The organism is Microbacterium sp. B35-30, assembly GCF_010634855.1.
Classification (GTDB): Bacteria; Actinomycetota; Actinomycetes; order Actinomycetales; family Microbacteriaceae; genus Microbacterium.
Map to the genome: position 1 here is coordinate 72,266 of NZ_MWLQ01000019.1, position 20,833 is coordinate 93,098.

The 20,833-nt window shown below is 66.2% G+C and carries 21 protein-coding genes; 13 read left to right on the forward strand and 8 right to left on the reverse strand.

Annotated features, from left to right (window positions below):
* Positions 1-20: 20 nt before the first annotated feature.
* From B2K11_RS11610 to B2K11_RS11630, 5 genes are all read right to left on the reverse strand, one after another.
* Positions 21-1,157 (reverse strand): alpha/beta fold hydrolase, encoded by a 1,137-nt coding sequence (locus B2K11_RS11610; RefSeq protein ID WP_239525966.1) that lies wholly within the window; start codon positions 1,155-1,157, stop codon positions 21-23.
* An 8-nt stretch (positions 1,158-1,165) separates the two neighbouring features.
* Positions 1,166-2,062 (reverse strand): hypothetical protein, encoded by an 897-nt coding sequence (locus B2K11_RS11615; protein WP_239525967.1) that lies wholly within the window; start codon positions 2,060-2,062, stop codon positions 1,166-1,168.
* Between the two features lie 113 nt (positions 2,063-2,175).
* Positions 2,176-2,610, reverse strand: coding sequence for a hypothetical protein (locus B2K11_RS11620; RefSeq protein WP_239525968.1), 435 nt, complete (start codon positions 2,608-2,610; stop codon positions 2,176-2,178).
* 94 nt (positions 2,611-2,704) lie between these two features.
* Positions 2,705-3,127 carry a hypothetical protein gene (locus B2K11_RS11625; protein ID WP_163618445.1) on the reverse strand — a complete coding sequence of 141 codons (423 nt, stop codon included), beginning with the start codon at positions 3,125-3,127 and terminating at the stop codon, positions 2,705-2,707.
* 266 nt (positions 3,128-3,393) lie between these two features.
* Positions 3,394-3,642, reverse strand: a complete 249-nt coding sequence (locus B2K11_RS11630; protein ID WP_163618446.1) for a MarR family transcriptional regulator — start codon at positions 3,640-3,642, stop codon at positions 3,394-3,396.
* A gap of 428 nt (positions 3,643-4,070) precedes the next feature.
* Here B2K11_RS11630 and B2K11_RS11635 point away from each other — a divergent pair, with 428 nt between their 5' ends.
* From B2K11_RS11635 to B2K11_RS11690, 13 genes are all read left to right on the forward strand, one after another.
* Positions 4,071-4,808: a hypothetical protein gene (locus tag B2K11_RS11635; protein ID WP_163618447.1), complete on the forward strand. Its 738-nt coding sequence runs from the start codon at positions 4,071-4,073 to the stop codon at positions 4,806-4,808.
* Position 4,809: 1 nt separating this feature from the next.
* Positions 4,810-5,421, forward strand: a complete 612-nt coding sequence (locus tag B2K11_RS11640) for a M23 family metallopeptidase (protein WP_163618448.1) — start codon at positions 4,810-4,812, stop codon at positions 5,419-5,421.
* 27 nt (positions 5,422-5,448) lie between these two features.
* Complete coding sequence (locus tag B2K11_RS11645) at positions 5,449-5,748, forward strand: hypothetical protein (protein WP_163618449.1); 300 nt, start codon at positions 5,449-5,451, stop codon at positions 5,746-5,748.
* Positions 5,748-7,211, forward strand: a complete 1,464-nt coding sequence (locus B2K11_RS11650; RefSeq protein WP_163618450.1) for a hypothetical protein — start codon at positions 5,748-5,750, stop codon at positions 7,209-7,211. Before B2K11_RS11645 ends, B2K11_RS11650 begins: the two co-directional genes overlap by 1 nt.
* Positions 7,211-8,701 (forward strand): SCO6880 family protein, encoded by a 1,491-nt coding sequence (locus B2K11_RS11655; protein WP_163618451.1) that lies wholly within the window; start codon positions 7,211-7,213, stop codon positions 8,699-8,701. Before B2K11_RS11650 ends, B2K11_RS11655 begins: the two co-directional genes overlap by 1 nt.
* Entirely contained in the window at positions 8,701-10,302 is a 1,602-nt protein-coding gene (locus B2K11_RS11660; protein ID WP_163618452.1) for a hypothetical protein, read from the forward strand. The genes B2K11_RS11655 and B2K11_RS11660 overlap by 1 nt, the downstream gene beginning before the upstream one ends.
* Positions 10,302-11,573 (forward strand): AAA family ATPase, encoded by a 1,272-nt coding sequence (locus B2K11_RS11665; protein WP_163618453.1) that lies wholly within the window; start codon positions 10,302-10,304, stop codon positions 11,571-11,573. Before B2K11_RS11660 ends, B2K11_RS11665 begins: the two co-directional genes overlap by 1 nt.
* A gap of 43 nt (positions 11,574-11,616) precedes the next feature.
* Complete coding sequence (locus tag B2K11_RS11670) at positions 11,617-13,416, forward strand: type IV secretory system conjugative DNA transfer family protein (RefSeq protein WP_239525970.1); 1,800 nt, start codon at positions 11,617-11,619, stop codon at positions 13,414-13,416.
* The gene (locus B2K11_RS11675; RefSeq protein ID WP_163618455.1) at positions 13,413-13,805 is read left to right on the forward strand and encodes a hypothetical protein; all 393 of its coding nucleotides are present in this window, start codon (positions 13,413-13,415) and stop codon (positions 13,803-13,805) included. Before B2K11_RS11670 ends, B2K11_RS11675 begins: the two co-directional genes overlap by 4 nt.
* Entirely contained in the window at positions 13,802-14,314 is a 513-nt protein-coding gene (locus tag B2K11_RS11680) for a hypothetical protein (RefSeq protein WP_163618456.1), read from the forward strand. Before B2K11_RS11675 ends, B2K11_RS11680 begins: the two co-directional genes overlap by 4 nt.
* Positions 14,311-14,763, forward strand: coding sequence for a single-stranded DNA-binding protein (locus B2K11_RS11685; protein WP_163618457.1), 453 nt, complete (start codon positions 14,311-14,313; stop codon positions 14,761-14,763). Before B2K11_RS11680 ends, B2K11_RS11685 begins: the two co-directional genes overlap by 4 nt.
* 108 nt (positions 14,764-14,871) lie before the next feature.
* Positions 14,872-15,003, forward strand: coding sequence for a hypothetical protein (locus B2K11_RS20765; protein WP_275576765.1), 132 nt, complete (start codon positions 14,872-14,874; stop codon positions 15,001-15,003).
* Between the two features lie 357 nt (positions 15,004-15,360).
* Positions 15,361-15,693: a hypothetical protein gene (locus tag B2K11_RS11690; RefSeq protein ID WP_163618458.1), complete on the forward strand. Its 333-nt coding sequence runs from the start codon at positions 15,361-15,363 to the stop codon at positions 15,691-15,693.
* A gap of 107 nt (positions 15,694-15,800) precedes the next feature.
* Here B2K11_RS11690 and B2K11_RS11695 read toward each other — a convergent pair whose 3' ends face one another.
* From B2K11_RS11695 to B2K11_RS11705, 3 genes are all read right to left on the reverse strand, one after another.
* Positions 15,801-18,818 (reverse strand): AAA family ATPase, encoded by a 3,018-nt coding sequence (locus B2K11_RS11695; RefSeq protein WP_239525972.1) that lies wholly within the window; start codon positions 18,816-18,818, stop codon positions 15,801-15,803.
* A gap of 439 nt (positions 18,819-19,257) precedes the next feature.
* Entirely contained in the window at positions 19,258-20,229 is a 972-nt protein-coding gene (locus B2K11_RS11700; protein WP_163618459.1) for a hypothetical protein, read from the reverse strand.
* 36 nt (positions 20,230-20,265) lie between these two features.
* The gene (locus B2K11_RS11705; protein ID WP_163618460.1) at positions 20,266-20,799 is read right to left on the reverse strand and encodes a hypothetical protein; all 534 of its coding nucleotides are present in this window, start codon (positions 20,797-20,799) and stop codon (positions 20,266-20,268) included.
* Positions 20,800-20,833 lie beyond the last annotated feature (34 nt).

Sequence of the window (20,833 nt, forward strand, 5' to 3'; positions counted from 1 at the left end):
AACGAGGAGCAGGGGAGCTCTCAGTTGCGTGTGCGGCACGCCAGCCACTCGCGGACGGTGCACTGCCACCGCTCTGGGTCGGAGTTCCAAGTCATCGTGTGATCTGCCCGGAACAACTCGTAACGCACTAGGTCCGGTCTGAGCTCTGCAACTCGGCTCGAGACGGCGAAGGGCGCGGACGAGTCACCTGTTCCCTGGAGAATCAAAGTCGGGACGGAAAGGTCCGCGGAACGTTCGACCCAATCGAATCGATCAAGCGGGATGGGTGCCTCGAGCCCGGCCAATTCGGACAGCACTCTGTTCCGCAGCCACGGACCGGCCAGAAACCCGAACCAAGATGGCAAGCCCACACGCGCGCAGTTCGCGTTGATGGCCGCCGACCAATCGAGGACAGGCGAGTCGAGCACGACAGCATCGATCAAACCCTGAAACTCATCCTCCGCCGCGAGCTGCAGTGCTATTGCAGCCCCCATCGACCAGCCGAACAGCACCATACGGCGCGCGCCCCGATCAATCGCGTAGTGCATGACTTCGCGTACGTCATCTTTCTCTAACGCGCCAAGCGTCGAACGACCAGTACCGACCGTCGGGCCTTCGCCATCGTTGCGATACGTCACGACTAGTGACGTGAGATCAAGTTCGGAGGCAACCTCGACACCCCGGAGCGTGCCGGCGCGGGAACTGCCTAGACCATGGATATGGATTGCCCAAACATCGTTGCCGCTCGTCGCCGGACGAATTATCCACGTCGGCGCCGGCCCAGCCGGCGTCGCGATGTCGATGTCGACCGCGTCGAGGCAGGCGTCTTGAGGATCCCGGTAGTAGATGCCGCTCCACGAGGCGCGTTGGCCGACGCTCAACTCAGCGTGTGCCGTCGTCCGAGCGACCGTGCGCGTCACTGTGGCCGACCCTTCGCCGACGACCGCACCGAGCTTCACCCAGCCGCCGCCTTCGAGCCAGAGATTGTAGATACCCCGCGCTTCTGTCTTGGCGTTGCGGTCAAGGACGACGGCGAGCGCTTCGCCATCTCGAACGATGCCGCGAATCGTGAGATCGTAGACGCGCTCTCCGGGCGGCGCGGTCAAACGCCGTGCGATGAGGAGGCCTGTGGTGGCTAAAGCCGCAGTGATGGCACCGATGCCGACAGCCAGGGCCACGATGCGCCTCAACGTGCCTCCCTCGACTCACCGGCAAGTGGAACAGGCTTACGCCCCTCGGTTGGATCCTGCCCGAGAAGGTGGGCCTCTGCGTCGTCGACCATCACGCGCTCCTGCTTATTCAGCTTGAAGCAAACGCGAGGATCGATCGCGGCATCCCGGATTTCCACCACCTGCCGATGCAGCTGCGCCTCCGAGTCCTCGAGAGGAAGCCCTGCCAGGTCGCCCTGGCTGATTCCTGGCCGTATCTGAGCCGCTCTTCGCCATGTCGGGGTGAGTTGGCGCACGAGCTCGTGGGTTCGCCGTTCGCGCGACCGCGCCAGCGCCCAGCGAACGCCCGGCTGGCCCGCCAGGCCCAAGCAGAGGAACAGGAAAGTCGAAAGAAATAGCGGCCCGTAGATGGTCGAGACGGTGGACATCAAGCCGACATTGCCAGCGACATGCGCCACGTCCATGACGAGGACGGTCGCAGCCAAAGCGACTCCCGACAGGCTTCCGACCAGCAGCAAGGTCGACGGCAACCGCTGCATTCCCCTGCTCTGCGCAATCTGCCTCGCGGCCACCACAGCCATCACGGCGACAACAACGCCGTCATACCCGAACTGGATGATCGAGTACGCGGCTGCGGCCGGTTGCGCGCCGAGGTCCAGCATGAAGGACGTCGTCGTGCCTCCCCGGTCGATCAGGCTGAATGCGAAGACAACGCCGGCGAGAGCGACCGCGAGCACAGTTCTCCCCAGGGCAATCCTGACGGCGCGTGGTTGGTACTCGCTCGCTCTCGCAACGCCGCGACCGAGGAAGAAGATCCCCACCATCAGCGCCAGGTCCGCGACGAGGGTCGCGATGTTGGCACCCGCGAAAGCATCATCGACCGCGACGTACACCGGATCGATGTTGAGAGTCATCGATACGGCGATTGTCACCGCGGAGTACGTGATGCTGCGGTCAGCTCGCCCCCACCGCAATATGAGCAGGCTCGCGACGAGCAGCCACATCAAGACGGATACGAGGACAGGGATCACCCGAAGATCTCCAGGAACCTCGACTCGTGAAATACGCAGCCTCGGATCGCGGCGGCGAGGTGATCCGCCAAGGTCTCGGCGACGATCTCGTCCTCCGCGACCAGATCCTGCCTGCCAAGGAGCCGCCGACGGGTATCTGGAGCGATGTCGGGCAGCAGAAAGTCCGGAGTGGGCATCCCTTGGTCGTCACCGTGATCGAGCATCATGTGGGCCAGCTCATGCAACACGAACTGCTGCCGGTGAAGCGCGGAGTCGCTGCGCGCGTGCAGGACAAGGTCCTCATGGTCGGTCATCAGCCACAGCGCGCAGATACCGTCTTGGTCGTTCAGCTCCGCGAGTTCCACAATGCGAAGGGGGCGTTGTCTGCGACGCTGCAACGCATTGACGAGATCGTCGAACGAGAAGGCCTCGCCGAGGGCAAGGTCAGTCATGGCCGTCGAAACGGTCTGTCTGATGTTCATAGCGTCATCACATCCCTTCGGCGAGGAGCCGCTCGTCGGCTTCCACGGTTGCCGACGAGCTCCTCTATGTGTGCGTCATTTCTTCGTCCAGGAACCGGCTGATTGCCCTGAGCGCCGCCGGAGAAATATCGCCTAACGTTCGGGCCGCATACGACTTCACCTTCGCGGCCCGCATCGATCGCACCAGGTCAAGCTGCGCGCTGACTTTCGCGGGCATCGGAGCGCCGTCCTCACCCACGAGGAACCCAACCTCCACGCCGAAAAACTCCGCGATGCATTCGATAAGCGGGCGATCCTGGACATACCGGTGACCGTTCACGATGTAGGTCCACCGAGATCGCGACAGGTTGACGCCTCTGCTCTGCACGAAGGCGGCGATCTGCGAGAAGGTCGGCTCCTCGCCGGTCTCCGCGATCGCCACATCGAGCAGCAGCCGCAGGCGTTTCGCCAAGTCCTCCGCCGCCACTTTGCTCTCGTCTTCTGTCATGTCTGCTGACCGCCCTTCGCCCTCGGGTGAGGCAAGGCATTGCCGATGAGTGCTCATCGCTGGTGTTGAGCATGCCCAATCTACGCATTGGGCATGCTCAATTCAACGGTTGCCGATCCTGACACGTGGTGCGAAGCTGAGACGCAACGCGGTTGAGCATGCTCAAAGTTGATGGAGCGGCGCCACCCGCGCCGTCCTCCCCAGAAGGGCCATCGATGCCAGGACCTGCCGCAATCAACCGCATACGGCTCAGTGAAGCCAACTTGCTAGAACTCCCCCAACACCTGATTCAGCCGCATCACCATTTCAGTGACTTGAGCATCGTCGACGATGTACCTCACTCGCTGCCCGCGAATCGCGACGTCCCGCGGCGGATCCGCGATGATCAGCCCGGCGTCAAGCAGCTTCTCGAGACCGTTCGCGACCGTCATCTTCGGGATCTCGAGAGCATCGGCGATCTCCGCCCGCGTCTGGCCCGGGTGCTTCCGCAAGTGGCCGATGATGGTCGCCTGCATGATGTTCCCGAGAGCGTTGATGGGATCCTCCGCGTAGTCACTGTTCGCGGGGCGGGCGTATCGGGGCACCTGCCCAGTGTGGCGCACCGTTCGAGCCGCGTCTACGCGAGCGAATCGAAAAGTACTTCACATTGCGAGTGTAGTGTTATACGCTTCCCTCATGTCAAGGGCCCCGGGAGCACGCAGCGCGGCAGGCGTCGCCCTGAACTGCTCGGCGCCTGCCAGCGCACAAGCACGAACGACACCGATGTCAGCGCTACATGGCGACGGAGCACTGCCATGGTGACCACGAGAGGCCCTGAGCAAAGCACGATTCACCCGTCAATATCCGAGTACGCAACGTTTAGACGGACCGGCGGCGAACGAATGATGCCGTCGGGCGCTGAGTCAGTCACGGTCGTCGTCCTCCCCATCGAGGAGGATGAGCGATGACGGACGCACGCAAGAGCAACAGGTGGGGCCTCGTGTGGGCGCTGGCCGGAGGCGCCATCCTTGTCGTGGCGATCATCGTGATCGCGCTGACCTCCCTCCTCGCTCAGCCCCCGGAGACGACTCCGTCACCGCTGCCCTCCGCCGGTTCGACACCGACGAGTAGGCCAACGGACGAACCTGGCCAGGCGTTCGTCGATTCTTCTGTCATAGACAACGGCTGGATCCCAGAGCCGATCACCACCGATGCCGACGTATACGTCCGCGCGGCGCTGGCTGCGGCATCCACTTTCGATACGCAGAACAGCACCCGCTCCGACTGGCTCACCTACCTCGACACGTGGTTCACCCCAGACACGCGGTACACGTCGCAGGAGGATCGCGAAGACGATATGCGCGCGTCACAGCTGGAACTGCGGCAGGCAGTCGTGCTGCCCGAAGAGGAGTGGGACTCGCTCGCGAACGAGGCCGGCCGGGTAGCCGCCGATGTGCGTGGCGAGATCACGTACAGCGAGGTGCCCGATGACGCCTCCGGCGATATGCGCATTGGAACCGCCGACGTCTTGCTGACCTTCACTCGCTCCGACGCCACAGGCACCGAATCGTCGTACGACGAAACCGTGCGCGTGAGCGTTCAGGTGCTCTGCGGCGAAGGATCGATTCCCACCCCGAACACCGTCCAGCAGCCGGGAGACTGCAAGGTTGTTCGCTACATCTCGGGGTCATTGGAGCCCTGACATGGGTGCCCCGGTCGCCGCCGCCACAGCCCTCGCGAACACGAGGACCGGCCGCAGGATCGTGATCGGGGCAGTCCTCTTCTTCACTCTCGTCACCGCGTTCTTCTTGACCCCGCTCATCACGATCCCCTTCGCGGTCGCTGGTCAGTCCGTGAGCACTGTCGAGAAGGCGCAGCCCGTTCCCGCCGCGAACGGAGAGTGGGGATACCCGCTCGCGGGTGGCTACTCCAAAGGGCGCGGCTACGGCTACAACCCGGTGAACGGCTGCAACTACTGCTCCAAGAATCACCAGGGCTACGACATGGCGCAGGGCTGCGGCGCGACGATCTACGCGGCCGGCGCCGGACGTGTCATCACCGCGGGCTCCTTCCACGGGTGGGGCAACACCGTGCGCATCGACCACGGTGGCGAGCTGGTCACCCTATACGGCCACATGCAGTGGGACTCCATCCGCGTCAGGGTCGGCGAGAACGTCACGGCGGGTACGCCGCTCGGCGCCGAGGGGAACACCGGCCGTTCCTTCGGCTGTCACCTGCACTACGAGGTACAGCGCGACGGAACTGCCATCGATCCGCAACCATTCATGGCCGCGCTCGGCCTCCCGCTCAAGTGACGCCACCGCCAACCAAGGGAGCACACAATGTACTACTCACAGTCGTATCCGGCGGATGTCGATATCCCAGACATCGAGCCGGACTTCTCGGCGCCGTTCTTCCAGGGGTTCCAGGTCGTCGCGTCGTACATCCTCGCCGGCGCCATGATCGTCGTCCTGATCATGCTGATCATCGCCGGCGCGGCTCTCGCCTTCCGTGGCCTCGCGTCTGACCGGGTGCGTACTTGGGCTGGCGAGAACATCCTCTGGATCTTCATCGCCGCCGCGGTGCTCGGCGCCGCGAGCGGCCTGTTCCAGTGGTTCATCAACTTCGACTTCGGATTCTGATGCGTACCGCGCGTGCCGTGCTGATCGGATGCCTCGCGGGCGTCGGTCTCGCGATGAGCGCGCTCGTGCCAGCCGAGGCGGCGATGCCGGCGCAAGGCCCGCGAGCAACGGCGGGCGCGGCATCCGTGACTGGAGAACCGTGGTCGTCACCCGCGTATCCCGTCGAATGTCTTCGAGCCGGGACGCAGATCACCTGCACGCCGCAGAACACTGCCGACATCAAACCGCAGCAGTGCTTCATCAACGTGTTTCTGGCAGGGTCCAAGGCGACTGTCTGCACAACTTATGAGGATCACGTCGTGGCGATCAAGGCGAGCGGAGGCAAACCGCTCCTCGTCGAATACGGATGCTCCCTCGGCGACGTGGTCTGCCTCACGTTCGAGAACGCCGGCCGTGGCATGGCACTATCCGCCACGGGCGCGATGTTCGCCGTCGCCCAGAACATGCGATTCGACACCTCCTCCGTCCTCTGGACAGCCGCGATCACCGAGTGGTCCTTCTGGCAATGGGCGATTCTCGCCGTGCTGTTCGGCGCGATGGTGTGGGCCATCGCCGCCGCCATCGTCTCGGGCGACCGCTCCGAACTCATCGGAGCGATCGTTCGCAGCTTCATCGCCTTCCCTGCCACGGCGATCACGTTATGGGCAATCGGCCACCTTCTGAACGCGATCGATGACCTCACCTGGTACGTCATGAATCGCGACGGCCCCGAAGGTCTCTTCTCCACCCTCCAGTCGGTCATGTGGGCGGGCGGCCAGGCCAACTACTTCTTCGCGTTCGTGATCCACGGACTCCTCATGATCGGGATGCTGCTGCTGATGCTCGTCTTCGCTTTCCGGAACATCGTGCTCGCCGCCCTGATCGCGGTCGGACCGATCGCATGGATGCTGTACCCGGTGCGCTCCGTCGGACCGCAGTGGGTCGTCCGCTACGTCTCGGCCGTCGCGGTGCTGCTACTGACCGGCCCGTTGACCATCGGGTTCATGACACTGATCGTCAACGGCCTCGCTAACGTGACGACGATCTGGGATCCGCAGTCGTGGCCGCTTCTGATCGGACTCGTGCTGGTGGCTTTCGCACCGTTCGCGGTCTTTGGCCTGTTCAGCTTCGTCGGTGCCGTTGCGGCCGACTCGGTCGGCTCCCGCATTGGGTCCGGGGCGGGGCGGGCTGCGTCGAACGCAGCGCGCTCTGCCGCTCGCATCCCGAGCCGATTCCACGCGACCCCCGCCGGGGTGACATCCGCCGGCGCAACCGGCGGCACGTCAGCCAGCGACGGTCGCTCCTCCGGTGGTCCACCGCGCGGTCCCTCGAGGCCATCCGGCCCCTCGGGTTCCGCCGGTCCGTCACGAGCGTCGACCCCCTCGCAACCGTCGAGTCCGACGCCCAGCTCAGCTACGTCGCCGCAGCGCGGCCGTACGACCACCAGCACTCCCCCACCTCCGCGCACTGAGAGGACAGCGTGATGACAATTCAGGATCTCTCCCGACCAGTGCGGCTGCCGCGCCGCTCCCGTCAGGGCGTCGTGATGGGCATGGACAGCTGGCAGCTCGCGTGCGTCGCCGTCGCAGCGATCGTCGTGCTGATCTGCGTCAACAGATTCGGGCCTCCCGGACTGGTCTACGGCGCGCCGATCTATGTCCCGATCGGGGCGTTCGCGTTCGTGACCGTGCATGGCGACTCGGCGCCCAGGCAGGCGGGGCTCTGGCTCATGAAGCAGCTCCGCCACACTCTCGGAGCCACCAAGCACATCTACCGACCCGAGCGTCCCCATGTTGCAGGCACACTCAACCTCCCCGGCATCCGGGCGTCCGTGCAGATTTGGGACGTCGAGGGTGTCGCATGCGTCTACAACCCACACGATCGGTCCGTGTCGGTGACCGCCGAGGTCGAGGTCGAGGGGTTTCTCATGAAGGACATCCCGGAGCGTTTCGACCTCGCCCAACAGTGGTCGCCTGTCCTGGCGTCGTTCACACAGCGCCCGGGGGTCAAGCGCGCGGTATTGCAGGAGCGAACGATCCCGACCACCATCCGCGCGGCGCGCGACCACTACGAGACGGTGATGATCAAGCGCGGACTGGACGCGGCATCGCCGGTCAACCGCAACTACGAGCAGGTGCTGAATCGCGCCGAGCCGTTCGCGGTGTCGCACCGCAACTACCTCACGTTCACCCTCGATCTCATCGCTCTCGGCCCTCAGTTGAAGGCGCTGGGCGGCGGCGAGGGCGCAGTGAAGTCGCTGGCCGCGCTCGAAGCGCGCAACCTCGCCGACGCGCTGCGTGCCTCGCGCATCACGGTCCGCCGCTGGCTCTCGCCGCGCGATGTCGCCGCGTTGACACGAGTTGCGTTCGATCCGGAGTTCGCCGCGAACGTGCAGAACCGCCCCGACGACAAGATGGGTGTCGACTCCGTTGCGATCGGGCCGATGTACCTCGAGGAGCCGCGCGGCCAGAACGGGGTGGTCTACAGCGACTCGGGCGTGCACACCACGATGTGGATTCACGAGTGGCCGCGGTCGGATGCCGCGATCGGCTTCGTCGAGCCGATCGTGTTCGCTCGGATGCCGTCCACCGGTGAGGCAATCACTCACATCCTTTCCATCGTGCTGACGCCGGTGTCAGTGAAGAAGGCGATGAAGCGGATCGAGGACGACAAGAAAATCTGGCGAGGGAACGAGAAACTTCGAGCCAAGCGCGGCGCCGACGGGTCCGCGGCCGATGCTGCGGACTGGGACGCGCTGGAAAGACAGGAGGAGGAGATCGTCGCCGGTCACGGCGAGTTCCGCTATGGCGCGTACTTGACCGTCACCGCGCCGGACGAGGCGAAGCTCGATCAGGCGATCGCCGGCATGCGGAACGCGCTCGCGCGAGCGGGAATGGAGCCGCAGATCCTGTACTGCCAACAGGCGGAGGCGCTGATGGTCAACGCGCTGCCCATCGGCTTGGGGATGAAGTGATGGCGCGCCAGGCAGCCGTTTTCGAGTCGGGCCATCTCTCCAAGCGCGAGCGGCGCAACCTCCAGCGGGAGGTCAGCCGCACCACTCGCGACATGGAGCCTCGGAAGCCGAAGCGACGCGACCGCGCCATGCCCGAGGCGGCGGTCCCCGGGGCATTCGGTCCAGGGCTGACGGATGGCGGCTACTGGAATCTGGCGCGACCGTCGATCGCGGCGCACCAGGCGACGTCCCGCCAGATCGCCGGCATCTATCCCTTCGTCGCGGATGCCGGGCTCGGCCACAAGGGACCGGTCCTGGGCGTCGACCTCAATGCCGACGCGCTGTGGCACTTCTCACCGTGGGAAACGTACGCCATCGGCGAGGGTCGCGGAACGTTCTCAACGAACCTCCTCGTGCTCGGTGCGTACCGGGCGGGCAAGAGCGGCACAGTGAAGACCTTGGTGACCCGCTCGATCGCATTCGGACACCGCGCGGTGGTGCCCTCCGATCCGAAGGGCGAGTGGGTCGCCGTGGCGGAGGCGGTCCCCGGTGGTGTGGTCATCCGGATCGGCGGAGGGAGCACCGCACGCCTCAACCCGCTCGACCGCGGGCCACGCCGAGCGGATGCCGACGACGAGCAGGACGAGAAGATGGTGCGGCAACGACGCATCACGACCCTCATCTCACTTGTCGAGATGGCACTCGGAAGCACACGGCTCACCGCCGTGGAGCACGCTGCGATCCACGAAGCCCTCGAACGGTGCATCGTCGCGACAGGCGACCGGCCGACGCTCCGGGGCGTCTACGACCAGCTCGGAACGATCGTCGACGATGCCGGCACCGACTTCCGACTCTCCGATGGTGCCGTCCAGCCGCGCTTCGTGCTGCGTCGTTTCGTCGACGGCGACCTCTCGGGGCTGTTCGAGGACGAGTCAACGGTTTCGTTCGACGCGGATGCCCCGATCGTCGTCGTCGACACGTCCGAGCTCTTCGCGCGTAGCGAGCTGGTCGCGCAGCTCACCCAGGTGTGCACGACCGCGTGGATCCAGGCGGTCGTGTCGGACCGATCTGCTGGCCGCACCCGCTACCTGATCCGCGAAGAGGGCTGGCGCGACATGACGAGTCTCGCCGCGCTGCAGATGTTCCAGCAGTGGCTGAAGCTCTCCCGCCACTACGGGATCAGCAACATCGTCATCCTGCACAAGATGGGCGACCTCGATGCCGTCGGCGATGCCGACTCGAAAGAGCGAAATCTCGCCTACTCGATCGTCGGCGACATCGAAAACAAGTTCATCTTCCGGGTCAACCACCAAGAGACCGCGAGCCTACGAGACCGGTTGAACATCCCTGCCACTCACGTCGACGACGCACGACGGTTGCGGATGGGAGTGTTCCTCGCGTACGTCGGCCAACACGCGTACGTCGTCGACTGCTTCGCCACGTCGACCGACTGGGAGTACGAGCTCTTCAAGACCGACGAGGCGATGCAAGCCCCCGATCGCGACGAGGGAGCTCTCCGATTCATCGACTCCGACGACCTCGACCGGTACTGGCCGGAGCCGTCCCCCGCCGACGCCAGCCTCGACGGCTGGCTCAATGCCACCTGGAAGGAGGCCCCGTGATGAGCCTCGACACTCGGCCCCGCACGTACGCAACGATCACGGGCACGATCGCCACGTTCACGACCCCGGACGGTCGCGCCGAGCCCATCGCGGCCGCCGACGAAGAAGACATCCGCCAGATGATCGTCCTGCGCGCCGCTGCCGAAGCTCGACGCTCCGGAACCCCCGTCGAACTGATCACCACCGGCGACCGCGGAGACCACCACCTTCTCGTCGCTGCCGACGGCGCGATCGTCGCCGCCCCCACGACACCCACAGGTTCAGAAGACGTCACCGCCCCATCGCAACAGGGAAAGGAGGTGAGCGAACAGGCTCCGGGGCAGTCCTCCTCGCAAAGCAGTTCAGCCCCGGAGCCTCGCCCTCGAGCCTCCTTCATCACCAGCCGGAATCCGACCCTGCAGTCGCAGGGCGGGTGGCGAGGCATTCTGGCACTGCTCGGCATCCCCATCGGTCCTTCGCGAGCTGCGGTGGACCGCGCGGAGAACGAGCGGGTCGTGTCGCAGCAATGGGCAGGATGTCGCACCATCGCCGTCGTCAACGGCAAGGGCGGCGTCGGCAAGACCATGACGACCGCGATGATCTCCGCCGTCTTCGCCCGCTACGGCGGTGGCAACGTGCTCGCCTGGGACAACAACGACACCCGCGGAACGCTCGGCTGGCGCACTGAACAGGGTCGGTACGACACCACCATCCGCGACCTCCTGCCCGCCGCCACCGGGCTACTCGCGCCGACCGCATCCGTCTCCGACATCACACGCTTCGTACACCACCAGACCATCGACCGGTATGACGTGCTCCGCTCCAACCCCGAACTGCTCGCCACCGACCAGCGCATCGCCCGCGCCGAGTTCGATCTGCTGATGCAGGTCGCCGCCCGCTACTACCGCGTCGTGATCTTCGACTCCGGCAACGACGAGTCCGCCGACCGCTGGCTCCGGATGATCGACTCGTCGTACCAGCTCGTCATTCCTACGATCTCCGCAGCCGAGTCGGCCGAGTCAGCCGCGCTCCTCCTGGATGCCCTGCGGCACCGCGACGACCGCTCTCGCTACCTCGCCGACAACGCTGTGGTCGTGGTCACGCAGGCTGAGTCGCGCGGTGCCGCAGCGGGTACCGCGATCGCCAACGGCTTCGCCGACCAGGTGCGAATCGTCGAGCGGATTCCCTTCGACCCCGCGCTCAAGTCGGGACCGCTGCGACTCGACGACCTCCGTCCAGCGACCAGGGACGCGTGGCTACGAGTCGCGGCCGCGGCCGCCCGAGGACTGTAGTGGGCCACTGATGAACCAAGGGATGCTCGGCAAGGCGGTTGCCGTGATCATTGCCATCTCGGTCGTGCTCAGCCTCGTGTTCACCTTCCTTGCGGAGATCGTCACCCAGATGGTGTGCGGGTCACGGCCGGAGGCCCGCAATATCTTCTCCGGACTGTGGCTTGCACTGAGCGGCGACCCCGCCACCTTCACGCCATCCGCCACCTGCGAATTGCCGATCCTCCCGATCCGCATCATCGACCTCGTCGCTGTCGGGCTGGTCCTCGGCCTCGCGTTGCTCGGACTGATCACCTACCGGCGGTACCGGCAATCCGACGCCGCCTTCATCGCCGACCTCCGATCTCGCACGGGCTTCGCCGAGGCATCCGAGATCCGCAAGCACATCTCCGCCAAGGCCGTGCTTAGCCGTGCACGTCAGTTGCGGCCCGACATCGCGCACCCGCGCGCGACCGATGTCGGCTGGCGCGTCGGCCGCTCTCGCGGCATGGACGTCTTCGTTTCGATTGAGGACTCGGTGGCTCTCGAAGGACCGCCTCGCTCGGGCAAGGGTTACCGCGTGCTGATCTCAGCGATCCTCGATTGGTCGGGCCCGCTCGTTACCACGTCAACGACGAACGACAACCTCACGGCAACCATGCGCATGCGCGAGCGTCGAGGCAACGTTCACGTCTTCGACCCACAGGGGCTCTCCGGCGTGCGGCATCCGCTCCGCGTCTCGCCGATCGCCGGCTGCGAGGATCCGCTCGTTGCGATGCAGCGCGGCACCGCGATCATCACGGGCACCGCTCTCGGAGCGTCGACGACGAACGGCGAATGGGCACAGGCATCCGGTGCCGTGCTCGGTCGTCTGCTGCACGCTGCTGCCGTCGGTGACCGCACCATCGCCGACCTTTACAACTGGGGAACCAGCCCCGTCGTCGCTCGAAAGGCGGTCGACATTCTCCGCGCCGACGGTGCGCCAGGCTGGGGCGACAACCTCGAGGCGACGCTCGCCGGCGACGACAAGCTCGTCTCGTCGATCTGGTTTGGGGTGCAGGGTGCGGTCGCCCCGCTCGCGGTGCCAAAGATTCGCGAGGCGCTCATGCCTCGCCCCGGCGATCGCGTGTTCGATCCGCGCGAGTTTCTGGATGCCGCCAACACGCTGTACCTCATCGGCTCGGCGTCCGGCGCATCGGCGATGGGCGGATTCCTCGGCGCACTGCTCGACGATGTCGTCGAGGTCGCGCGCACCCGCGCGCTCGCCTCCCCCGGCTCCCGGCTCGGCCACCCGCTCGGACTCATCCTGGACGAGATCGCCAACATGTTCCGGTGGGGCAACCTCCCGCAGGTGATGGCCGACGGCGGCGGCCGCGGCATCTGCACGTTCGTCGTGCTGCAGGCGCTCTCGCAGGCCGAGACATCATGGTCCCGCGCCGAGGCCGACACCATCTGGGCCGCTGCGACCGCCAAAGTGCTGCTCGGCGGCGCCTCGCACGTCGATCACCTCCGCGACGTCGAGACGCTCCTCGGCACCCGGCAGACACGCCGGACACAGCGGTCGTGGTCGACACGCGAGACGGGCCACTCCACGAGCGAGCAGCACGAGCGACTGCCGCTCATGTCGGTGGACGAGATTCGAAGGATGCCGCAGACGGTGGGCCTGCTCGCCTATCGCAACCGCCGCGGCGTGCTGCTCGATCTGGCCGGATGGGATGAGCGTCGTGATGCTCGCGCAATCCAGACGGGCAAGCGCGACACCGAGACCGAGCAGCGAGAGGTCTTCGACGATGCGTCCCGAGTCGGCACCGATCCCGTGCAGCCCGCCGCCGACGTGGTGGATGCCGAGGCGGTGAAGGACGAGTGACGAACCGCCGAAAGTCCGCACTCCGGAACTCCTACAGATCGGAGTTCCTCCGCTCGCCGGCATGGTTTGCTCGCCGGGACCGGTGGTTCCGCAAGCAGGAGCGGCTCGGTGGTCCGCTGTCGTGCGCCGCGTGCGGGCGGCTCGCACGCAAGCAGCAGCTCGAGCTTCACCATCTCGACTACGCCGGAGTTAGCTTCGTCGACGGCGCGTGGCGCGCGGTCGAACGGCATGACGACCTCGTGCCGCTGCACCGCTACTGTCATGACCTGTTGCACCGCCTCATCGACCGCGACGTCGTGCTGGCGCGTTACCGGTCCCGCAGGGACGCGTCGGCGTTCGCGCTCGAACGACTTCGGATCAAGCTCACCGCGTCGGAGGAGTCGTCGTGAACGAGTACGACCCCGAAGAGATCGAGCGCCTCGTCGCCGCCGAGCTCGCGGGCTTCCATGCGCGTTCCGATACTTCGCAGCCGATCGGACTCCACGCGGTCGACTGGCGGCAGATGCCGGATCAGGATGCCCCGCGCGAGTGGGCGGATCTGCGCGACTGGGTGGAGTGGTTCACCGTTCGCTACGACATCCCCGTCAGCGTGGTCCCGAACTGCTGGTGGAAACACGGCGCGCTAGTAGAAGAGTTGTCGGCGCTGCACGTCGCTCACCTCGCAGCATTCGACTCCAGCGACGCGGGGTTTGGCGCTATCGGCTGGCACGAACGACTGGCCCTCGCGACGCCCCGCCTCAGCCGCGCCGGAGCCGGGTGCGCGAGCGGCCATAGCGGCACGAGAGCTCGCTCGTGGTCGAGCGCGACCGACGAGCAGGAATGGGACGCGTGGGTCAGCGAGACCCATGCTCACCGAGGCGTCACCGTGGCGTCTCCGGACAGGAAGGAAGAAAGATGACCACCAGGATCCCGGTCACCATCGAGGGCAACCTCACTGGCGACCCCGAACACGGCGCCGGCGAGTCGGGCAACGAGTACGCCCGGTTCACCATCGCCGTCAACGACCGCCGCCTCAACGAGACCACCAACCGGTGGGAAGACGTCGGCACGGTGTTCCACCGCGTCGTCGTGTTCAACCAGCAGTCCCGGAACGTCGCCGACTCGCTCCGCAAAGGCGACTCGGTGATCGTCGCCGGCGACCTCCGATTCGGCACCTACACCGACAAGGAGACCGGTCAGACCCGCGAAACCCGCGACATCGTCGCGGACAACGTCGGCGCGTCACTGAAGTTCGCGACGGTCGCGGTGGAGCGCGCCCCAAAAGCTAACGGCCCCGACGCGGACAAGTCCGCCACGGGGCCGGTAGCGGCACCGGCCTCGTACGCCGGCACCGGGGTTGTCCGCTGACCTGAACCAACAAGCAAGCGGGGCGAGAGTCAGCGTACTCTCGCCCCGCTCTTCTGCCCACCGCCCGTCCGTGGTGACCGACCGGGTGCAGACGCTTACGCTCGAAGGGTGATCGACGTTCTCGATGACGCGCAGACGCCGCGATGCCCCGAGTGCGGTGCCGTGTTGCGCGACGCCGGCCCCGGGTACGCCTGTCACTCGTGCCGCATCGTGGTGATCGGCAGCATCCCCTCCACCTGACACGGCGCTCGTTGCACACCGTCAGGCGTAGCAGCGGTGCACATGCCAGACCGGACTCGGTCTTATAGACGTCGAAGACCACCGCCTCGCCGGAATCGTCGGTCGCCTGGAACCGCCAGCCATACAACCCGCGGCGCTCACCGTGGGCTGCCGCCCAGATCGAGTCCCGCAACCGTGTCGGCGTGTCCGTGACCCGCCATCGCCGCCCGGCGGAGAACATCCGGATGGGGATGTCGTCGGTCATCCAGAGCGTCACTTCGTGTTCTACCGTCACTCCCACCATGGCATCAGAGAATAGAACATATCTTCTAGCGAGGGTAGGGTGGTGTCGTTACCGGATGAGGGGATGTCCGGGTCATGGGAACCAACAAGCGGTACGCCGCGTACTACGACCGGCAGATGGACGCGCGCATCCTGCAGCGCATCGCCGCTGAGTTCCCGCTGCAATCCCTCACTGATCGCGAGCTGCAGGCGGGCTCGCTTCCCGTGACCCGTGATCCGCAGCCCAAGCCCTGCAAGGCGTGGGTGCGATTCGGCCCCCACGCGATGCTCGTCGACGGCGTCGTCGCGGTCTGGAACGACCTCGCCTGCGGCATCGAATTCACCATCGGCGACCGGCAACTACGGTGCTGGGTATGGGCCAACGCGGTCACACCGATCGAGCCCGGATACCCGTCTCACGAGCACTGAGTCTGCTTGAGCCCGCCGCAGGAGTCACTATCGGGCAGATCCGAACGACGTCCGGCTCCTCAACGCCACTCGCGCGCGGGCGCCTCCTACTGCACCTCCGTGCGCCGCTACAACCCGAGCGAATGACTGGACGGAGCGACGGCGAATGAGGGCGCAACTTCCCGGTCCTCTGCGGCGCGGGCCTGGTCTTCCCATGCGCGGTCGAGAGCCGGCAGTGCTGCTCGCAGGGCGCGCTCGGCGACCGCGTCGTCCAGCGCCCGCACGATCGCGGAGTACTCCTCCGCGGCCCGACGGTACTGCAGAGTCCGGCCCGCAACGCTTTCTTCCAGGACGGCCCGGCGATCCGCCGCATCCTCGCTCGACCGTTCCGGATCGTCCCGGCCATGCTGGAGAGCGTCGCGCGTGGCCAGGTGCGCCGCAGCGCCCTGCAGCGACCGGCTGGCCCTGGTCATCCAGTCCGCCATGCGCTCGAGGGAGTCGTGCAGGGTGGCCGCATCCTGCCGATAAGTCGCGATCGCCCGGTCGATGGTGGGGCTCCTGCCGTGGGGGCGACGCACTCGGTCATTCCATGCTGGTACCGCCGGCTCTTCGGGATCGGGGTCGCGGGCGGCGCGTCCGAGCTCGACGCGGGCGGCGCGGATGGAGTCGTCGATGCTGATCTCGGGGATGCCTCGCAGCATGCTGTCGGCGACCTGGTCGCGGGCCGCCGCCGCGGTGTGGGCGATCGCGATGGTCTCGTTGTGAACCCGCCCTCGGGTCATCCCGACATACAAGCCTGACGCGTCCACACCGGGACCGACGATGGAGGCGTGGGTGGTCTCCCCTTGGATGCCATGCACGGTCGACGCGTAGGCCAGGTGCACGTGGGTGGCGGCGTAGTCGCGGCTGACCCTGCGCAGGTCACTGCTGTCGTTGATGCTCGCCACCTCGAGGGTGTCGGGGAGGATGCGGCGGATCGTCCAGAGCGCCCGGTTCTCGACACCGGTCCGCCGGTCATTCAGTCGCGTCTGGACCACGTCGCCTTCCAACAGCCGCTGCTCATCCTGTCCGATCGCGATCCGGCGCTGATCGAGCTGGCCGAGTTCGAGGCGACGCTGCTGGATGGCCTCGTTGATCACGTCAGCTTCCTCATTGGTGCTCGTCACCAACGCGACCCGTTTGCGGGCGCTCGCCCACCGGAAGTACGCCTCGACCATCACCTCGCGGGCCTGGCCCGCATCGGCCACCCGATGAATCAACCCCCGGTCGTCGAACTCCGCGGCCACAGCGAGGGCATCTTCCTTAGATGCCGGTTCCCGCATCCGCAACGTGAGCGCGGCATAGTCGGGGTCGCGGAACCGGTGCACCGCGCTGAGCTCCACGACGGCGGTGGCACGGCGGGTCAGGCATGCCATCGCCCCGGCATGGCCGACGGGCATCGCCTGCAGGTGGTCGCCGACCATCGCGATCCCCGCACCGGTCTCCTCCGCGAGCGTGGCGAGCGCGTTCGCGGTATGCAGGTCGACCATCCCCGCCTCATCGACCACCACCCGATCCGCCACGTTCAGCGGAAACCGGCGTGGTCCGTCGAAGACGCGTCCCGTGCGCGGGTCGGTCTCCCCGCGGTCCAGGCGCGTCCACACTTCCGCGCCGACCGAGTCTTTGCCCCACCGGAACCCGTGGTCGGCGAGCAGGGCATGCAGGCTGGAGGCGGTCGCCCCGATCTCCCGTCCCGCGACTGACGCCGCCTTCTTCGTCGGCGCCACCACCACCAGGCGTCGCCCCTGTCGTGTCAGGGCCAGACGTGCGACGCGGAGCATCGTGGTCTTCCCCGCTCCAGCCGGGCCGGTCACCGACACCAGCCGGTCCGTCCCCGCGATCGTCGCCGCCGCATCCGTCTGACCGTCATCCAACGCCAGATCCTCCGCCAGCACCTGGGCGCTCAACCGTGCGATTTCGGTTCGCTCGACAGGCTTGCCCGGGCGAGTGAGTCTGTCGAACCGGCGGGCCAGCTCAACCTTCAGCGCGGCGGTCGAGGCAGCCATGAACGACTTGACGTGCGCCGGACGCGTCTCACCGTCGAGGAGGTCGACCGTCAGAGCAGCGGCACGTGCGGCGATGTCGTCGATGACCTCCTGCAGGTCGGCCCGGCGGGCGACGACCCCGGATGCCGCGACCGCCCGGGTCGCGCCAGCGCGGAGGTCATACGAACTGAACCTGCCCCCACAACCCGTCGACCGGGCATCCGCATCCACCACCGCCCGGGCCGCCAACAACTCCCGGTCCAGCTCCTCCACTGCGACGGCGCGTACGAGCGCGGCGGGGCGTCCCGCAAGAAGGGTGGGGTCGAGCGCAAGCAGTTCGTCGCGGATCAGCTGCTCCCACTGCGCCTCGTCGACCACACCAGGCTGGTTCGGCCGGTGCTGCGCCCACGCCAACCGGTCGATCAGCTGCACCACATCATGACCCGGCTCCTGCCCCGGATGCGCGGCCCGCCACTCGACGAGCAGCGCGGCACGGTTCGCCTCGATCTGCGTCGACCGCCGCGACAACGGCCGCACCACGCCCGCAAGCTCGGAGATCTCGCCATCACCGTCAAGGCTGTAGCCGTGGCGGGCGAGCGCCCCGATCCATTCCGGATCGGTACGGGCCGCCAGCTCCCCCTCGGCGTTGATGAGGGTATGCAGCTTCATCGCGACCCGCGAGTCGACGTTCGACCACTTCCCGTCCACACCCTGCACCTTCACGCCCAGCCACAGATGCCGGTGAATGTGGGGGTCCAACGCCCGCGAGCGGCGGTGCTGCAGTTCGACAACCTCGACCCGGTGCAGCGGCTCCCGGATGCTGCCGCCGGCGCCGCGACGGGCATTCAGCTCCCACTGCCACGTCATGATGACCCGATCCCGCAGCCGGTCCTGCAACGCCTCGAACTCAGCCGCAAGCTCCCCACTGGTGAGCGCCGCGATCCTATACGACTTCGGCGCGTTGATGGTCCCATCCAGGATCAGATCCGCCGTCGGCGACATCAGCTCACGACCCCGGAGTTCGTCGGTATGCGGGTCGTGGCCGTCGACCCACCGCCGCAACTCCTCGGCGTCGAGTGCGTCGACGCTGATCTCTCCGGCGATCACGGTGAACCGGGTCACATGCGCAGCGTCGCCTCCGCTGTACGCGGCGAGCGCCTCGACGCCCGTCACACTCCGCAGGTGCGAATCGCACGTCCCCTTGAACGCATACGCCATCGCCTGCCGAACCCCCTGCGACTCGACACCACGCTTCCAACGCTCCAAGCCACCCCGCACGGCACCAGGGTACGCCTGACATGTCTTAGTTGCGAGTGCTTACACAGAAAGTGCCTGCGTGCATTGCTGTTGTCCCCTACGAGATAAGGCTCGTGACTGGCGTTGGTCGCTTCGTGTGAGGTACCTGGGCGCGCGAGTGATCGGGGCAGGCTAAACGGGCATCTGGCGGCCGAGAGGCTCTTTCCATTCCCACAGCATCAGCCGGCGGGAACACCCCGACGACCACTACGCAGTCGGGGACCGACCATCGGGCTACCACACTCGTGTCTGACGTTGCCCGTCCTCACCAACGAAGAAGCTCGAAGTTGCTTCGCGCATCGCCGAAGTATCGCGGCGAGGCGACCGCAGCCGAGTCCGATAACACCGCGACCATGCCCGCGCTCAAGGGAAACTCGTGAAAAGCCCGCTGTGTCTGGCCGTCCGGCCGGAGGATGACGAGGCGACCTATTCCCCCCGCCCTGTTGCCGTCGCTGGCGACGATGTCGCCGTTGGCGGTCTGCCCGTGAATCCAGCCAATCTCAGCGGAACCCGCGGCGAGCACCGCCGGTCCGCACGGACCAAGCCAACCTACGGTGCCGGTCGCTTCAAGGTCGACATAGCGATGTGGATCAAGACCGACATCTGGGACGACGGCAGCCGACGGTTTCGGGACTGCGGTCACGAACACGGCGCGGTCCCGGTCCAGACTCGGCCCTGTTCCCCGAGGGATTACGTCACCACCGGCGATCGCCCGAAGGTCAGCTGTCAAGCGCCTGCGTACGCCATAGCGAAAGCTCAGAAGCATCGCGCCGTCGTCGGTGGGGAGCGCGATGTCCGGTTCAGGGATGCGGATCCTTCGGGCGATGCTCATTGTGCGCAAATTCACGAGGGCATGAGACCGACCGTATTTCACGACGACGAGAGCGTGGTCATGATCTATCCGGAGCAGCCGAGTCGCGTACTTGGGCAGTCCAGCTCGGAGGGTGCGGCGAACAGAGAAGGACTCACGATCCACTTCCTGAAGCCCATGGTTGGTCAGCAACCAGAGCAATTGTTCGTCGGCCAAGTGCCCAGTCAGATCGCCGACAAGGGGTGCAGTTGCCTGCAGGGATCCATCTGCGACATCGAGGACGCCCGCCCGATAGGACTGTTGTCCTTCCACCCATCCGACAAGGCAGCGGGCTCCGACGAGATGAAACACTCGTAGACCCGCTTGCGGATTGAGCTTCCGAGAGGCCACCGGAAGCGGAACTGCGGAAATCTCCAGACTGGGCATCGGTGACAGGATAGGCCCTGCTCGCAGGAGGACCGTCTAGCGACGCAGCGCGCGCATGTCCACGGACGTGATCTCGTGGAATGCCGCACAAAGCTGATCGGCTACCTTGCGAATGTCGCTTTCGGGGACATGGACGCTTTTCCACTTCTTGGAGTAGAGGACGACGTGGCCGTCCTCCAGCGATCCGCCCATGGCGCTGTGGAGGATCTGATTGCGCGCTGTGATCGCCAAGTTCACGAGGTTCAGTACACGGAGTCGATCCTCAGTGAGCGCACTCTGAGCAGGGTCAGGGATCGCGTTATGGTCCTCTGGGTCGGTGGTCGGGGCGTCGGCTGCGACGAGTTTGCGGAGGATGCTTATGAGCGCTCCCCCCGTCTTGCCCTCCACGAGCACGTCCGTCTTGGCGTAACTAAGCCCCGAGCAATCGCGGACCGCTTCCGCCAGGACTTGCTCCACTAGCGCGGCCCAGTAGGCCACCATCCCGAGTGCACGTAACCCCTCGCTGCTAAGGATGGTCTGGTCCGCGGTGAGCGACTCCCCGTTGTCTGCCACGTAGACGACGGTACTCATGTCATCACGGAGTCTGCGTTCCGTTCGTTCGGCG

Coding starts and splice junctions, on each gene's coding strand:
- B2K11_RS11615 (WP_239525967.1), bottom strand. CDS start 2,062: ATGACTCTCAACATCGATCCGGTGTACGTCGCGGTCGATGATGCTTTC.
- B2K11_RS11620 (WP_239525968.1), bottom strand. CDS start 2,610: ATGACTGACCTTGCCCTCGGCGAGGCCTTCTCGTTCGACGATCTCGTC.
- B2K11_RS11625 (WP_163618445.1), bottom strand. CDS start 3,127: ATGACAGAAGACGAGAGCAAAGTGGCGGCGGAGGACTTGGCGAAACGC.
- B2K11_RS11630 (WP_163618446.1), bottom strand. CDS start 3,642: ATGCAGGCGACCATCATCGGCCACTTGCGGAAGCACCCGGGCCAGACG.
- B2K11_RS11635 (WP_163618447.1), top strand. CDS start 4,071: ATGACGGACGCACGCAAGAGCAACAGGTGGGGCCTCGTGTGGGCGCTG.
- B2K11_RS11640 (WP_163618448.1), top strand. CDS start 4,810: ATGGGTGCCCCGGTCGCCGCCGCCACAGCCCTCGCGAACACGAGGACC.
- B2K11_RS11645 (WP_163618449.1), top strand. CDS start 5,449: ATGTACTACTCACAGTCGTATCCGGCGGATGTCGATATCCCAGACATC.
- B2K11_RS11650 (WP_163618450.1), top strand. CDS start 5,748: ATGCGTACCGCGCGTGCCGTGCTGATCGGATGCCTCGCGGGCGTCGGT.
- B2K11_RS11655 (WP_163618451.1), top strand. CDS start 7,211: ATGACAATTCAGGATCTCTCCCGACCAGTGCGGCTGCCGCGCCGCTCC.
- B2K11_RS11660 (WP_163618452.1), top strand. CDS start 8,701: ATGGCGCGCCAGGCAGCCGTTTTCGAGTCGGGCCATCTCTCCAAGCGC.
- B2K11_RS11665 (WP_163618453.1), top strand. CDS start 10,302: ATGAGCCTCGACACTCGGCCCCGCACGTACGCAACGATCACGGGCACG.
- B2K11_RS11685 (WP_163618457.1), top strand. CDS start 14,311: ATGACCACCAGGATCCCGGTCACCATCGAGGGCAACCTCACTGGCGAC.
- B2K11_RS11690 (WP_163618458.1), top strand. CDS start 15,361: ATGGGAACCAACAAGCGGTACGCCGCGTACTACGACCGGCAGATGGAC.
- B2K11_RS11700 (WP_163618459.1), bottom strand. CDS start 20,229: ATGCCCAGTCTGGAGATTTCCGCAGTTCCGCTTCCGGTGGCCTCTCGG.
- B2K11_RS11705 (WP_163618460.1), bottom strand. CDS start 20,799: ATGAGTACCGTCGTCTACGTGGCAGACAACGGGGAGTCGCTCACCGCG.